This window comes from Phenylobacterium sp. SCN 70-31, assembly GCF_001724605.1.
Lineage (GTDB): Bacteria > Pseudomonadota > Alphaproteobacteria > Caulobacterales > Caulobacteraceae > Phenylobacterium.
The window spans coordinates 42,259-56,106 of record NZ_MEEX01000028.1 but is presented as its reverse complement, the minus strand read 5'-3'; the positions used below and the strand labels follow the sequence as shown (position 1 = coordinate 56,106).

Genomic DNA, 13,848 nt, shown 5'->3' with positions numbered 1-13,848 from the left:
GCTTCCGTGCTGCTCATCGCGGGCCTGGGCAACCCCGGGCCCAACTACGCCAAGAACCGCCACAACATCGGCTTCATGGCCGTGGACGAGATCGCGCGCCGCTGGGGCTTCTCCGCGGCGCGTTCGCGTTTCCAGGGCCACGCCAGCGAGGGCGCGATCGACACCCCGCAGGGTCCGGTCCGCACGCTGATCCTGAAGCCCCAGACCTTCTACAACGAGGCCGGACGCGCCGTGGGCGAGGCGGTCAAGTTCTTCAAGCTCGATCCTGCGATCGACGTTGTCGTCTTCTACGACGAGATCGACCTGGCGCCGGGCCGGTTCCGGATGAAGGCCGGAGGCGGCGCCGCCGGCAATAACGGGGTCCGCTCCATCACCTCCCAGATCGGACCCCATTTCCGCCGCGCCCGCCTGGGCACGGGCCATCCGGGCGACAAGGCCCTGGTCCAGGGTCACGTCCTCTCCGACTTCCACAAGGCCGACATGCGATGGGTGGAGCCCCTGCTCCAGGCCTGCGCCGACGCCGCGCCTCTGCTGGCCCTGGGCGAGGACGAGAAGTACCAGGCCGAGGTGATGCGGCTGGCGCCGGCCGAGAAGCTGGACCCGCGCAAGCTGGCGCGCGAGGAATAGGCCGCCTAATAGCCGGGGCATGGCCCGCTACGACTTCGCCTCCGACAACACCGCGCCCGCTGCGCCCGAGGCCGTCGCGGCCCTGATCGACGCGAACCGCGGATTCACCCCGGGCTACGGGGCCGACGCGATCAGCGCACGGGCCGCCGACCTGATCCGGGCGTGGCTGGACGCCGACGCCGAGGTCCGCTTCGTCGCGTCCGGGACGGCGGCCAACGCCCTATCCCTCGCCGCCCTCTGCCGACCCTTCGAGGCCGTCCTGGCGCACGAGCACGCGCACGTCCTCACCGACGAGACGGGCGCCCCGGGCTTCTTCGGCCACGGCCTGGGCCTGATCGGCCTGCCGGGGCCTTCGGGGCGGATCGACCCGGCGAGCCTCGAATCGCCTCTGTCCGCGCCCGACGTCTCGTTCCGTCAATCGGTCGCGGCGCTCTCGCTCACCAACGCCACGGAATACGGCACGGTCTACTCGAACCGGCAGATCGAGGTGCTCGCAGCGCCGGTGAAGGCGCGCGGCTATGGCGTACATCTCGACGGGGCGCGACTGGCGAACGCGGTCGCGGCGGGCTTCGACGTGCGCGCCCTGCGGACGGCAGGGATCGACATCCTGGTCGTCGGGGGGACGAAGGCGGGCATGCCGCCCACCGAAGCCGTGGTGATCTTCGACCGCGATCTCGCCCGGCGATTCGACGCGCGCCTCAAGCAGGCCGGGCAACTGCCGTCCAAGGGCCGCTTCTACGCCGCGCCCTTCATCGGCATGCTGGAAGACGGCGCCCTGCTGCGCCACGCCGCGCACGCCAACAGCATGGCGCGGCGGCTCGCAGCGGCCTGCCCGTTTCCGGTCCGCCATCCCGTGGAGGCAAACGGCGTGTTCGTCGAGATGGACGACGCCCGCCTGTCGGCCCTGCAGGCCGCCGGCTGGTTCGCCTATCGATTCCTCGACGGAACGGTTCGGTTCATGTGCTCCTGGGCCACAGTGGAGGCGACCGTCGACGAGCTTTCCGAGGCGCTCCGCCGCATAGCCTAGTCTCCGCGGGGCTCCGGGCGCGGGCGTTGAGGTTATCTTTACCTCATCTGGGCGGATGTGTGGCCGAAACACCGCACATCATGGAAAAACTGTAATACTACCCGACTGTTCAGCGCGAGTGTGGCGGCTTTTCGTTGCCCGGATGTCGCGTGCGTGACAGCTTCCGCCTCACCTTGACAGGTGTGACCCTTTGGTACGTCGGGCGAAGAAGTTCCGGCGCGCGGGAGGGTTTTCGCGCCTGTTTCGGGCGCGTCGGCCTCGGCCGGCGCCCCATCATAACGTTCCCAGGCCGGGGGGCCGCAGACATGAAAGTTGAAATGAGGACCATGCTTCGAACCGCGCTTCTCGCGTCGGCTGCGTGCGCCACGATCGTTGGCGCGCCGACCATCGCCCAGGCCCAGAGCGGCGACGCCGCCGTGGACGTCGGCGAGATCGTCGTCACCGGCTCGCGGATCCGCCGTGCGGACCTGACCTCGGTCCAGCCGCTGCAAGTCATCACCACCGAGCGTATGGAAGACCGCGGCTTCACCAACGTGGCCGACGCGCTCAACGACCTGCCGTCGGTCGGCGTGCCCGTCAGCCCCGTGGGCGACCAGGGCTCGTTCGGCGTCGGCCGTAACTTCCTCAACATCTTCAACCTCGGCACGCAGCGCACCCTGACGCTGGTGAACGGCCGCCGCTTCGTGGGCGGCAACCCCGCCTCGATCTTCACCGGCGCAGCGCCGGGCGGTCAGGTCGACCTGAACGTCATCCCCACCGGCCTGATCGACCGGATCGAAACCGTTCAGGCGGGCGGCTCGGCGGTCTACGGCTCGGACGCCATCGCCGGCGTCGTCAACATCATCACCAAGACCGAGTATGAGGGCGTCGAGGTCGACGGCCGCTACAGCTGGGCCGACGGCGGCTACGATGACTGGCGCGCGCGCATCACCGCCGGCAAGTCGTTCCTGGACGGCAGGCTGAACCTGTCGGGCAGCTACGAATACAACCAGACCGGACAGCTCGCGTTCACCGACCGGGCCCGCACGGCGGAACAGCTCACCTTCGCCGCCAACCCGGCGAACACCAGCACCAGCGACGGCATCCCGGGCGCGATCATCATCTTCGATCGCCGCATTCCGGAACTGACCACGGGCGGCCTGCCCTATCGGTCGAACAGCATCTCGGCCGCCCAGGTCATCACGATCGCCAACCCCAACGGCGCGGGCCGCGTGCTCGCCCAGTTCGGACCCGGCGGCGTGCTGCAACCCTACAACCCCGGCCAGTTCTACCAGGCCTCGATCGCCTCCGGCGGCGACGGCCTCAACCTTGCCGAACTCAGCTCGCTGATCTCGCCGGTGAAGCGTCATGTCGCCACCGCGTTCGTGAAGTACAACCTGCTCGACAACGTCCGCGTCAACGGTGAGTTCTTCTACTCCGAGTTCAAGGCGGTCGAGCCGTTCAACCAGCCGATCTACAACTCCGGCCTGTTCGGCGGCAACTCGGCTTCGCTGGCGTTCTCGACGGCCAACCCGTTCCTGCCCGCCGCCACCCGAGCCGCCCTGCTCGACCCTGCCAACAACCTGGTCGCCGACGCCGCGAACCCCGGCGAAGGCATCTTCTGGCTGCAACGCGCGTCGGTCGATATCGGCAACAACAAGACCCGGGCCGAAGGCGACACCTTCCGCGGCGTCCTGTCGGTCGATGGCGACTTCCAGTTTGCGGACCGGAACTTCAACTGGAACCTGGCCTACGCCCAGGGGATCTCGAAGGGCTCGTTCGAGTCGCCGAACATCATCCAGACCCGCTTCCTCGAAGCGGTGGATGTGATCCGCGACGCCAGCGGCGCCATCGTCTGCCGTAGCGCCACGGCGCGGGCCAACGGGTGCGCCCCGCTGAACATGTTCGGCGACGGCGCCCCCAGCCAGGCGGCGCTGAACTACATCGGCGTCCAGTTCGAGACCGAGTACAAGAGCATCCAGACCCTGTACGAAGGCAACTTCGGCGGCGAACTGCTCCAGCTTCCGGCCGGCATGTGGAGCTTCAACGTCGGCTTCGAGGCCCGCTACGAGAAGTCGGACTTCAATCCGAACGATCCGCAGGAACGTGGCGTCGGCCGGTCGGCCGCGATCACCGCCCTGACGGGCAAGTACAACACCAAGGAGTTCTACGGGGAATCGCTGCTGCCGATCTTCGGCGGCGACTTCACGTTCCCGCTCATGCACCGCCTGGAAGTCGAAGGCGCCTACCGGAAGGTCGATCACTCGACCGCCGGCAAGGATGACGCCTGGAGCTACGGCGGCCGCTGGTATCCGGTTCGCGACCTGATGATCCGGGCTCAGAAGGCCCGCTCGTTCCGCGCTCCGGCGATCACCGAGCTGTTCCTGCCCCAGGCGACCAGCTTCATCACGGCGAACGACCCCTGCGATTTCCGCAACATCAACAGCGGTCCCAGCCCGGCGATCCGCCGCGCGAACTGCGAAGCCGCCTTCCAGGCCCTCGGCCTGCCGGCGAACTTCTCGCTGACCTCGCAGGTCCAGGCCGCCACGGTCCAGGGCAGCACCGCGGGCAACCCCACCCTGGGCAACGAACTGGCCGACCAGTGGACGATCGGCTTCGTCTACCAGCCCAGCTTCATCCCGGGCCTGGCGATCAGCTTCGACTGGGTCGATATCGACCTGCGCGGCGCGATCAACAACTTCAACTTGGCCTCGATCCTGCAGGTTTGCTACGACTCGCCGGACTCGCCGCCGGATGCTTGCAGCCGCTTCGAACGGGGCACCTCGACGCTCGCGGCGAACCGTCAGGGCCAAGTCCTGACCAACGGTGAAGCGGTCGGCAACGGCCAGACGGCCCAAGGTCCGCGCCAAGGCTACATCAACGCCGGCTACACCAACTTCGAAGGCTTCACCGCCGGCATCAAGTACCAGTCCGACCTGGCGGACGTCCTCGACGGCGTCTTCTCGACCTGGCTGAACAACGATCCGGGCCGCATCTCCTTCGACTTCGACGTGTTCCACGTCGAGAAGCAGCAGACCTCGGTCACCGGCCTCGGCTTCGACCTGAACCGCGACCAGGGCGAGATCGGCAACGCCAAGTGGCGCTGGAAGCTGGAAACGGCCTATTCCCGCGGCCCGCTCTCGCTCGTCTGGACGACCAACTGGATCGACGAGTCGCGCTTCAACAACGACTTCACGCTCGAAACCCGTACGCCGCTGAAGGTGGACGACTACTTCCTGCATGACCTGTCGGTGACCGTGAAGCTCGACGAGCTGACCGAGAACTACGGCATGGGCGTGCTGGATCAGGCCCGTCTGCGCTTCGTGGTCCGCAACGTGTTCGACACGAAGCCGCCGCTGGCCGCGACCAACTCGGCCAACGCCTACGGCACCTACGACTTCATCGGCCGCTACATGCAGGTCGGTCTGACGGCCCGCTTCTAAGCGACGCCTGAAGTCGGAAACGACGAAGCCGCCGGGGCGACCCGGCGGCTTCTTTCGTTTGCGGAGGCTCTTGCGTCACCCGTCACGGCGGCGATGGAGGTTCCACGCCGAAAGCGCTGTGAAGGAAGGCCAGGCCCAATCCGGCGGATACCGGCCCGAGCCGTAGGAGTCCCGCCCGCGGGAGCGCGGCGCGGGCGCGATCGCGGCTACTGCAGGCCGCTGCGGCCGATGGCGTAGAAGCGTTCGGCGCGACGCGCGCGGAGTTCGTCCGGGGACAGGCCGTCCAGACTGGCCAGTTCCTGCTCGACCGCGTCGCCCACGGCGGCGATCGCCGAGTCAGGATCGGCATGCGCGCCGCCCGGCGGCTCCGGGATGATCCGGTCCACCACCTTCATCTGCAGGAGATCCTGGGCCGTGATCTTCATGGCGTTCGCGGCCTCGGCCGCCGTCCGCGCCCCGCGCCAGAGGATGGAGTTGGCGCCCTCGGGCGGGATCACCGAATAGATGGCGTGCTCCATGATCAGCACGCGGCTGCCGCAGGCGGTGGCGATGGCGCCCCCCGATCCGCCCTCGCCCGTGATGACCGCCACCATCGGCACGCCGAGCATCAGCGCCTTTTCGGTCGAGCGCGCGATAGCCTCGGCCACGCCCCGCTCTTCGGATGCGATCCCCGGGTAGGCGGCCGGCGTGTCCACGAAGCTCAGCACCGGCAGAGAGAACCGCTCGGCCAGCTCCATCAGCCGCACGGTCTTGCGATAGGCCTCGGGCCGGGCGTAGCCGAAGTTGTGCTTCACCCGGCTGGCGGTGTCGCGTCCCTTCTCGTTGCCCATCACAACGACGGCGCGGCCCCGGAAACGGCCGACGCCACCCAGGATCGCCGGATCGTCGGCGAACTTGCGGTCGCCGCGCAACTCCTGGAACTCGTCGATCAGCGCTGCGGCGTAGTCGATGAAGTGCGGTCGGTCGGGGTGGCGGGCCACCTGCGTCTTCTGCCAGGCGTCGAGGTTCTCATAGGCCTCGCGACGAAGATCCTGGACCCGTGTCCGCAACGCTTCGATCTCCTCGTCGAACGAACCGGCGTTCGCCTTGGCGGACAGCCGCGACAGCTCTTCGATCTTGGCTTCGAGGTCGGCGATGGGGCGCTCGAACTCGAGGTAGTGGGCGGCCATTCAGGAATCCGTCGTGTGGGGCGGGCCCCGGGAAGCCGCGGAAATTAGGCGTGATCGGCCCCCGTCACAAGCGCCGAAGACCCCGGTCGTCGCCACGCGACGGAACGCGCGGCGGGGCTTGGCCGTTTGGCCGCCACGAGAACTGCCCTCGAGAACGACCAGGGAGCTTCCTCCATGACGACGTCCGCCCGGATCGGTCTGGCCTCGGCGCTGGCGATCGCGACCGCTCTGCCGGCCGCCGCCCAGCCCTATCGCCCCACCGACGAATATCAGCGCCAGCAGCGCGCCTACGAAGCCGAACGCGATCGCTACGAGGCCCAGCGCGCCCAGTACGAGGACACACGCGCCGACTATCGCGAGGCCCGCCGCGATCATCGCGCCGCACGTCGCGACTACGACCGCCGCCTCGCGGAATGGGAGCGCGCACGGACGATCTACGACCGCCGCCACGGCTCGGGGGCCTATGCCCGCGTCTACGCCCGACCGGTCTGGGACGAAGCCTACTGGACCCGCAACCAACCGCCGCCCTACGCCGGCTATTACGGGCAGCACGCCTCGGCCAACATCCGCTGCGACAGCAACACCAACACCGTGGCCGGCGGCCTGATCGGCGCCCTGGCCGGCGCGGTCCTGGGCTCGCAGGTCGCCTCCAGCGGCGTCAGGACCGAGGGCGCGGTCCTTGGCGGCGTGGTCGGCGCGGGCCTGGGCGCCGCCATCGGCAACTCCAGCGACCGCAAGTATCGCTGCGACAGCCGCGGCCCCTACTTCACCTACGACGAGACCATCCCCTACCGCGAAGGCCGCCGCCGATTCTCCTCGGCCTACGACAGCGGCTACTACAACCGCGAGGGCTGCCGGCTCGCGGCGGCTCCCGTCGACGCCTATGGCCGCGACATGCGCTACGTCCGCGTCTGCCCCGACGGCGACCGGCGCTACCGCATCACCGGCTGACGCACCGCTCAGTTCCTCCCCTGCGTCGGCGGGGGAGGTGGCGGCGAAGCCGGCGGTGGGGGCGCAAAGGCGTCACTTCTTGGCCAGCGGGTGCTTCGTCGCCACCACCTCGCGCAGGCGGTCCGAGGCCACATGGGTATAGATCTGGGTCGTGGCGATGTCGGCATGGCCCAGCAGCGTCTGCACCACCCGCAGATCGGCGCCGCCCTCCAGCAGGTGCGTGGCGAAGGCGTGCCGCAGGACGTGGGGGCTGACCCGCTCGGGATCGACGCCGCAGGCCGCCGCAGCCTCGTCCAGCAGCTGGGCGAAACGCCGGGGTGTGAGCCGCCGCGCCTTGCCTCGTGAGGGGAACAGCCAGGGGTTCGCCGCATCGCCCCTGGGCAGGAAGACGTCGCGCACGTCCAGGTAAGCCTTCACCGCGGCGCGGGCGGCGTCGTTCAGCGGCGCCAGCCGTTCCTTCCCGCCCTTGCCCTTCACGATGAGATAGGCCGGGTCGCGGGCCAGAGCAGCCAGCGGCAGCGACGTCAGCTCCGAGATCCGCAGGCCCGAGGCGTAGGCCAGCTCGACCATGCAGGCCAGCCGCAGCCCCTCGGCGCGGCCGTGAGCGCCGTCCCGCCCGCCCGCCGCCGCGATCAGGCGGTCCATGTCCTCGCGGCTCAGCACCTTCGGCAACGCCCGGCCCTGCCGCGGCGCCTCGATCCGGCGCGAGGGGTCGTCGTCGCGCCAGCCCTCCGACAGCACGAACCGGTAGAACTGCCGCAGCGCCGCGCGCCGCCGCGCCGCGGTGGCCGGCGACAGCCCGCGGACGCCGAGGTCGGTGAAATAGGCCTCCACGTCCTCGGCGGCGGCGTCCCCCAGGGTCTGGCCGCGGCGGCCGAGGAAACCCGACGCGTCCTCCAGGTCCCGGGCGTAGGCGTTCAGGGTGTTGCGCGCGGCCGCCCGCTCGACGGCCATCATCTCGAGGAAGGCTTCAGGCCACCCGGCGGCGCTCACTTCAGCCCCGCCAGGCCTTCCAGCACGAACGCGCGCGCCTCGCCCATGAGGCCGGCCCGCGCCAGCGCGCGGACGATACGCACGCGATCGGCCAGAGCGGGCCCGGCCGCGCCGGCGTCGGCGCTGGTCCACAGCGCGAGCAGCGCCACCTCACCCGCCCTTCGGGCGTCCGCCGCGGCCTCGAGGGCCAGGTTGCGGCCTGCGGGCGACTTGCCCTCGGCCACCGCGAACGCGGCGATACGCCCCCGGTCGGCCGCCGGCAGCTCGCCCGACAGCGCCGCCGCCAGGAGCGCCGCCGACTGCATGCGCGTTCGCGTCTTGGGATCGGCGTCGAGCGCCGCCGCTATCAGGGCCGAGACCGCGCCCTGCGGCGGCGGGCCGGCGGCGATGGCCTCTCCCAGGCCGCCGATCTCGGCGTCGATCGCCGCGGTGTCGAAGACGGGCGGCGCGGGCGCCTCGCCCGACAGCGCCGCCGCAACCGCCGGCGCAGGCTTGGCCGTGGAGAGATCCAGGCCCAGCGACCGCGACAGGGCGAGGTCCAGTCCGTTGCGCAGCGAAGCCGCGCCGGGAGCGCCCGCCCCGCCCGAGAGCCTGGCGCCCATCAGCCGTCCGTAGACGGCGTCGCGCGACTGCGTCTGGGCGAGATCGAAGGTGAGCTGGGCCTGGGCCGTCTGCTCCGCTTCGACCTGGCAGAAGGCGCGCAGCCGCAGCCAGTAGATGTCGCCGCGCCCGCTGGCGAGGCCATCGGCGATGGCGCACGCCCGCCGGGCCTGATCCGCCAGCAGCGCCGCCTCGGCGGCCGCGCGCGCCACGTCGGGATTGCGGTCCTGCCCCGGCGCCCGATCCAGAACCCTCGCGGCGGCCGTGAAGTCGCCCAGCGCCAGCAGCGCTCCGGCCCGCGCGCCGGCCAGCGCCTCGTCGCCCGCCGCACCGTCGGGACCCGGCGCCCCCGTCGCCAGCACGCGGAGCGCCAACGCCGCCGACGCCGGCGAGAGCGGCTTCCCGTTCAGCATCGGCAGGACCGTCCTCGCCGTCTCCACCGGGGTTCCCCGCCACAGATCCCGCGGCAGGCCGGTGTCCCGGCCGGGCGTGGAGAACGCATCGGGCGCGGCGAGTTCGCTCACCTGCACCTCGATCTGCGCCAGGAGGGGGACCGGCGCCGGTCCCTGGGCGGCGTGGGCGGGAACGCTCGCAGCCGAGGCGGCGAGGACGAGGGTGGCGGCGAAGGACGTCAGACGCGACATGGCTTCGAGCCTAACCCGAGTGCGCCGGTTGGCGCGAGGGCGCAGCGTCGTGTAAAGCCTGCCCCGCTCATGGAACCGCACGAACCGCTTCGCCGCCGCACCATCGCGCTCGTAGGACTCATGGGCGTCGGCAAGTCCAGCGTGGGCCGACGCCTGGCCATGACTCTCGGCCTGCCGTTCCGCGACGCCGACTCCGAGGTCGAAGCGGCCGCCGGGCGCTCGATCTCCGAGATCTTCTCCGCCCTGGGCGAACCCGCCTTCCGCGACGGCGAACGCCGCGTGATCGCGCGCCTGCTTGAGGGGCCGCCCCATGTCCTGGCCACGGGCGGCGGCGCCTTCATGAACGACGAGACCCGCGCCCTGATCAAGGCGCGCGCGATCTCGGTGTGGTTGAAGGCCGACCTGGACATCCTGGCCCGCCGGGTCGGCCGCAAGGACACGCGTCCGCTCATCGCCGACAAGGACCCGCTGGAGGTCCTCAAGGCCCAGGCCGAAATCCGCTATCCGGTCTATGCCGAGGCCGACGTCGTGGTGGAGACCGGCGACGCCGCCCACCACATCACCGTCGCCCAGGTGATCGAGGCCCTGAACGCCCATCTCGGCGAGACCGCGAAATGAGCCGCAGCGTTCCCGTCGGCCTGGGCGCGCGCGCCTACGACGTCCTGGTGGGGGACGGCGTCCTGGAGCAGGCCGGCCGCCTGATGGCCCCCTTCCTGAAGCGCGGTCGCACCGCCGTGGTCAGCGACGAGACCGTGTGGGCCCTGCACGGCGCGCGCCTCACCGCGGCCCTGGCCGCCGCGGGGATCGAGGCGCTGCCCGTGATCGTGCCGCCGGGCGAGCAGACCAAGTCGTTCGAGGGCCTGGCCGGCCTCAGCGACCGCCTGCTGGCGCTGGAGCTGGATCGCGGCGACCTGATCACCGCCTTCGGCGGCGGCGTCGTGGGCGACCTCGCCGGCTTCGCCGCCGCGATCTACAAGCGCGGGATCGACTTCGTACAGATCCCCACCACCCTGCTGGCGCAGGTGGATTCCTCGGTGGGCGGCAAGACCGCCATCGACACCCCGCGCGGCAAGAACCTGATCGGCGCCTTCCACCAGCCGCGCCTCGTCCTGGCCGACCTTTCGGTGCTGGCCACCCTGCCCGTCCGCGAGATCCGCGCCGGCTACGCCGAGATCATCAAGTACGGTCTCCTGGGCGACCGCGACTTCTTCGAGTGGCTGGAGCATGGCGGCAACCGCGAAGCCCTCTTCGCCCTCGACCCCGCCGGCCCTGTCCCCGACGCCCTGGGCCATGCCGTGGCGCGCTCGGTCGAGATGAAGGCCGAGATCGTCGCCGAGGACGAGAAGGAGCAGGGCCGCCGCGCCCTCCTCAACCTGGGCCACACCTTCGGCCACGCCCTGGAAGCCGAGACCGGCTACGGAGACGCCCTGCTGCACGGCGAAGCCGTCGGGGCGGGCATGGCCCTGGCCTTCCGCTTCTCGGCCGCTCAAGGATTCTGCCCGGGACAGGACGCGGCGCGCGCCGTCGCCGGGATCGCCGCCTCGGGATTGCCGACCACGCTGGCCGAGGTCGCCGGCCATCCGTTCGACGCCACGCGCCTCGTGGCGCACATGGCCCAGGACAAGAAGGCCGAAGCCGGCCGCCTGACCTTCATCCTCGCCCGCGCCCTGGGCGACGCCTTCGTGGCCCGCGACGTGGACGCCGATGCGGTGCTCGCCTTCCTCCGCGCCGAGGGGGCGCGGTAGCGTTCGGACTGGCGCCTGTTGCGCTGTCGCCCGCGCGCCTGCCTCAGCCTTCGCGGTAGTACGGCTCGACCGGACCCTGGAGCTTGAGCGTCAGGGCGTTGCCCCGCCGGTCCTTGGCCGTGCCCACCGACAGGCGCACCCAGCCCTCGCTCACGCAGTATTCCTCGACGTTCGTCTTGTCCTCGCCCTTGAAGCGCACGCCCACGTTCCGCGCCAGAACGTCGGCGTCGTAGTAGGGGCTGTTGGGATCCACGCTCAGCCGGTCGGGCGGCGTGTCGGACGTCGTCTCGCTCATGCGGCGGGAGGTGACACAGACCCCGCCGATGTTCAAGCGACTCGGTCGCGCGGGCACGGCCGTTGCGCGAAACCCCGATTGCCAAGCGCAGCTCGACCCTGTTCAACGTCCGGCATGAAACGTCTTGCCGCCGCGCTCGTGGCTCTCGCCGTCGTCGTCCCCGTCCACGCCCAGACTCAGGTTCACACACCGGTCCTGGACAAGGGCGAGCCCCTGCCGCCCAAGCGGATCTTCGAGAGCCCCGACATCTCCGGTCCCCGCGCCCGCGGGGTGAAGCTGTCGCCCGACGGCCTGTCGGTCACCTACATCAGGACCCGCGACGACGACCTCACGATCAGCGACCTCTGGATCGCCGACGTCGCCGGCGGCGAGCCGCGCCTGCTACTGGACGGCAAGCAACTCGCCCCGCCCGAGCGCGAACTCTCCGAGGCCGAGAAAGCCCGCCGCGAGCGGGCGGGCGTCGCGACGCGCGGCGTGGTGGACTACGCCTGGGACCGTCAGGCACGGCTGATCCTGGCGCCGGTAGAGGGCGATCTCTGGATCTACGACGTCGCGTCGCGCCGGGCCCGCCAGCTCACCCGGACGCCCGGCGACGAGATCGACGCCAAGATCTCGCCCCGCGGGACCTATGTCTCCTACGTCCGCAACGACGACCTCTACGTCACGCCGGCCGCCGGCGGCGCCGAGCGCGCCCTGACCGAGGGGGGGACCGAACTGCGGAGCTGGGGCACGGCCGAGTTCATCGCCCAGGAGGAGATGCGCCGCCACACCGGTTACTGGTGGAGCCCCGACGAGCGGGCGATCGCCGTCGCCTTCGTGGACCAGACCGGCGTCGACGTGGTCGAGCGGCCCGAAGTGAACGCCACCGGCGCCCGTGTGGTCCCTCAGAGGTATCCGCGCGCCGGCCGGCCGAACGCCGTGGTCGATCTCTACGTCCAGCCGCTGGACGGACCGCGGGTGAAGGTCGACCTGGGCGCCGACGCCGACATCTACCTGGCCCGGGTCGAATGGGCGAAGGACGGCCGCACCCTCTACGTTCAGCGCCAGAGCCGCGACCAGCGGCGGCTGGACCTGCTGGCCGTCGAGCCCGCCACCGGCCGGAGCCAGGTGATCCTCACCGAGACCAGCCCGCACTGGGTGGGCCTCACCGACGACTTCCGGCCGCTGGGTGACGGATCGTTCCTATGGTCGTCCGAGCGCTCGGGCCATCGCCACCTCTACCTCCACGGCCGCGATGGCCGGCTGATCCGCCAGATCACCCGGGGCGACTGGCCGGTCGACGAGATCGAGGGCGTGGACGAGGCCACGAAGAGCGTCGTCTTCTCCGCCTTCCGCGAGACGCCGGGCGAACGGCGCATCTGGCGCGCGTCCTACGCCCGCCGCGGCGAGCCTACGCCGCTGACGCCCGCCGGCGGCTGGTGGACCGTGACCGTGGCTCACACCGGCGGCGCCTTTGCCGGAACCTACGAAGACCCGAAGACCCCGCCCCAGACCGCGCTTTACCGCGCCGACGGAACCCGCGTCCGCTGGATCGAGGCGAACGCCCTGGAGCCGGGCCATCCCTACTGGCCCTACGCAGGCCGCCTCCGCGCGCCCGAATTCGGCGTCGTCAAGGCCGCCGACGGCTCGGACCTGTGGTGGTCGCTGCGCACCCCGCCGGGTTTCGACCCCTCCCGGAAGTATCCGGTCATCGTCCAGGTCTACGGCGGCCCCTCGGGTCCACGTGTGGCGTCCAACTGGCACACGCCCGAAGACCAGATCCTGCTCGACGCCGGCTACATCCTGTTCCGCCTCGACAATCGCGGCGTGGGCCACCGCTCGGTCGCCTTCAAGACCGCCATCGATCGGCGGCTGGGCCAGCTCGAGGTGGACGACCAGCTCGCGGGCGCGGCCTACCTGAAGACCCTGCCCTATGTGGACGGCGGGCGGATCGGCGTCACCGGCTGGTCGTACGGCGGCTACATGACGCTGCTGATGCTCACCGCGCCGGACAGCCCGTTCCGGGCCGGCGTCTCGGGGGCGCCCGTCACCGACTGGACCCTCTACGACACCCACTACACCGAGCGCTTCATGGGCAAGCCGTCCGAGAACGCCGCGGGCTACGCCGCCTCCGAGGTTGTCGCGCGGCTGGGGAGCCTGAAGCCCGGCGCGCTGCTCCTGATCCACGGCATGGCGGACGACAACGTCACCTTCGATCACGCCACGCGCGTCATGTTCGCGCTGCAGGCCGACGGCAAGCCGTTCGAGACGATGGTCTATCCGGGCCTGCGCCACCGCGGCGGCTGGACGCCGGCCAATCGCATGCACCGGGCGATGGCCGCGCTGGACTTCTTCGACCGTAAGCTGAAGGGCCCGCCCGCGACCGCGGAGTGACG

At 70.8% G+C, this 13,848-nt stretch carries 11 protein-coding genes; 7 read left to right on the top strand and 4 right to left on the bottom strand.

The features are described from left to right. Window positions 1-6: 6 nt before the first annotated feature. From pth to ABS78_RS18315, 3 genes are all read left to right on the top strand, one after another. Window positions 7-627 carry an aminoacyl-tRNA hydrolase gene (gene pth / locus ABS78_RS18325; protein ID WP_293382749.1) on the top strand — a complete coding sequence of 207 codons (621 nt, stop codon included), beginning with the start codon at window positions 7-9 and terminating at the stop codon, window positions 625-627. Window positions 628-646: 19 nt separating this feature from the next. Continuing rightward, entirely contained in the window at window positions 647-1,654 is a 1,008-nt protein-coding gene (locus ABS78_RS18320) for a beta-eliminating lyase-related protein (RefSeq protein WP_293382746.1), read from the top strand. A gap of 326 nt (window positions 1,655-1,980) precedes the next feature. Then, entirely contained in the window at window positions 1,981-5,076 is a 3,096-nt protein-coding gene (locus tag ABS78_RS18315) for a TonB-dependent receptor plug domain-containing protein (protein ID WP_293382743.1), read from the top strand. 206 nt (window positions 5,077-5,282) lie between these two features. Here ABS78_RS18315 and ABS78_RS18310 read toward each other — a convergent pair whose 3' ends face one another. Next, window positions 5,283-6,245 (bottom strand): acetyl-CoA carboxylase carboxyltransferase subunit alpha, encoded by a 963-nt coding sequence (locus ABS78_RS18310; RefSeq protein ID WP_293382740.1) that lies wholly within the window; start codon window positions 6,243-6,245, stop codon window positions 5,283-5,285. Window positions 6,246-6,419: 174 nt separating this feature from the next. Between ABS78_RS18310 and ABS78_RS18305 the strand changes: the two genes are divergently transcribed. Continuing rightward, window positions 6,420-7,196, top strand: a complete 777-nt coding sequence (locus ABS78_RS18305; RefSeq protein WP_293382737.1) for a glycine zipper domain-containing protein — start codon at window positions 6,420-6,422, stop codon at window positions 7,194-7,196. Window positions 7,197-7,268: 72 nt separating this feature from the next. On the opposite strand, the gene ABS78_RS18300 is transcribed toward ABS78_RS18305, so the two are convergent. Both ABS78_RS18300 and ABS78_RS18295 read right to left on the bottom strand, forming a co-directional pair. Continuing rightward, window positions 7,269-8,189 (bottom strand): site-specific tyrosine recombinase XerD, encoded by a 921-nt coding sequence (locus ABS78_RS18300; RefSeq protein WP_293382734.1) that lies wholly within the window; start codon window positions 8,187-8,189, stop codon window positions 7,269-7,271. Beyond that, window positions 8,186-9,433 carry a hypothetical protein gene (locus ABS78_RS18295; RefSeq protein WP_293382731.1) on the bottom strand — a complete coding sequence of 416 codons (1,248 nt, stop codon included), beginning with the start codon at window positions 9,431-9,433 and terminating at the stop codon, window positions 8,186-8,188. The genes ABS78_RS18300 and ABS78_RS18295 overlap by 4 nt, the downstream gene beginning before the upstream one ends. Before the next feature lie 69 nt (window positions 9,434-9,502). Here ABS78_RS18295 and ABS78_RS18290 point away from each other — a divergent pair, with 69 nt between their 5' ends. Both ABS78_RS18290 and aroB read left to right on the top strand, forming a co-directional pair. Next, window positions 9,503-10,051: a shikimate kinase gene (locus ABS78_RS18290; protein WP_293382729.1), complete on the top strand. Its 549-nt coding sequence runs from the start codon at window positions 9,503-9,505 to the stop codon at window positions 10,049-10,051. Further along, complete coding sequence (gene aroB, locus ABS78_RS18285; RefSeq protein ID WP_293382726.1) at window positions 10,048-11,178, top strand: 3-dehydroquinate synthase; 1,131 nt, start codon at window positions 10,048-10,050, stop codon at window positions 11,176-11,178. The genes ABS78_RS18290 and aroB overlap by 4 nt, the downstream gene beginning before the upstream one ends. A gap of 43 nt (window positions 11,179-11,221) precedes the next feature. Here aroB and ABS78_RS18280 read toward each other — a convergent pair whose 3' ends face one another. Then, entirely contained in the window at window positions 11,222-11,473 is a 252-nt protein-coding gene (locus tag ABS78_RS18280; protein WP_293382723.1) for a DUF3297 family protein, read from the bottom strand. Window positions 11,474-11,587: 114 nt separating this feature from the next. Here ABS78_RS18280 and ABS78_RS18275 point away from each other — a divergent pair, with 114 nt between their 5' ends. Continuing rightward, window positions 11,588-13,846: a S9 family peptidase gene (locus ABS78_RS18275; RefSeq protein WP_293382720.1), complete on the top strand. Its 2,259-nt coding sequence runs from the start codon at window positions 11,588-11,590 to the stop codon at window positions 13,844-13,846. Window positions 13,847-13,848: the final 2 nt, after the last annotated feature.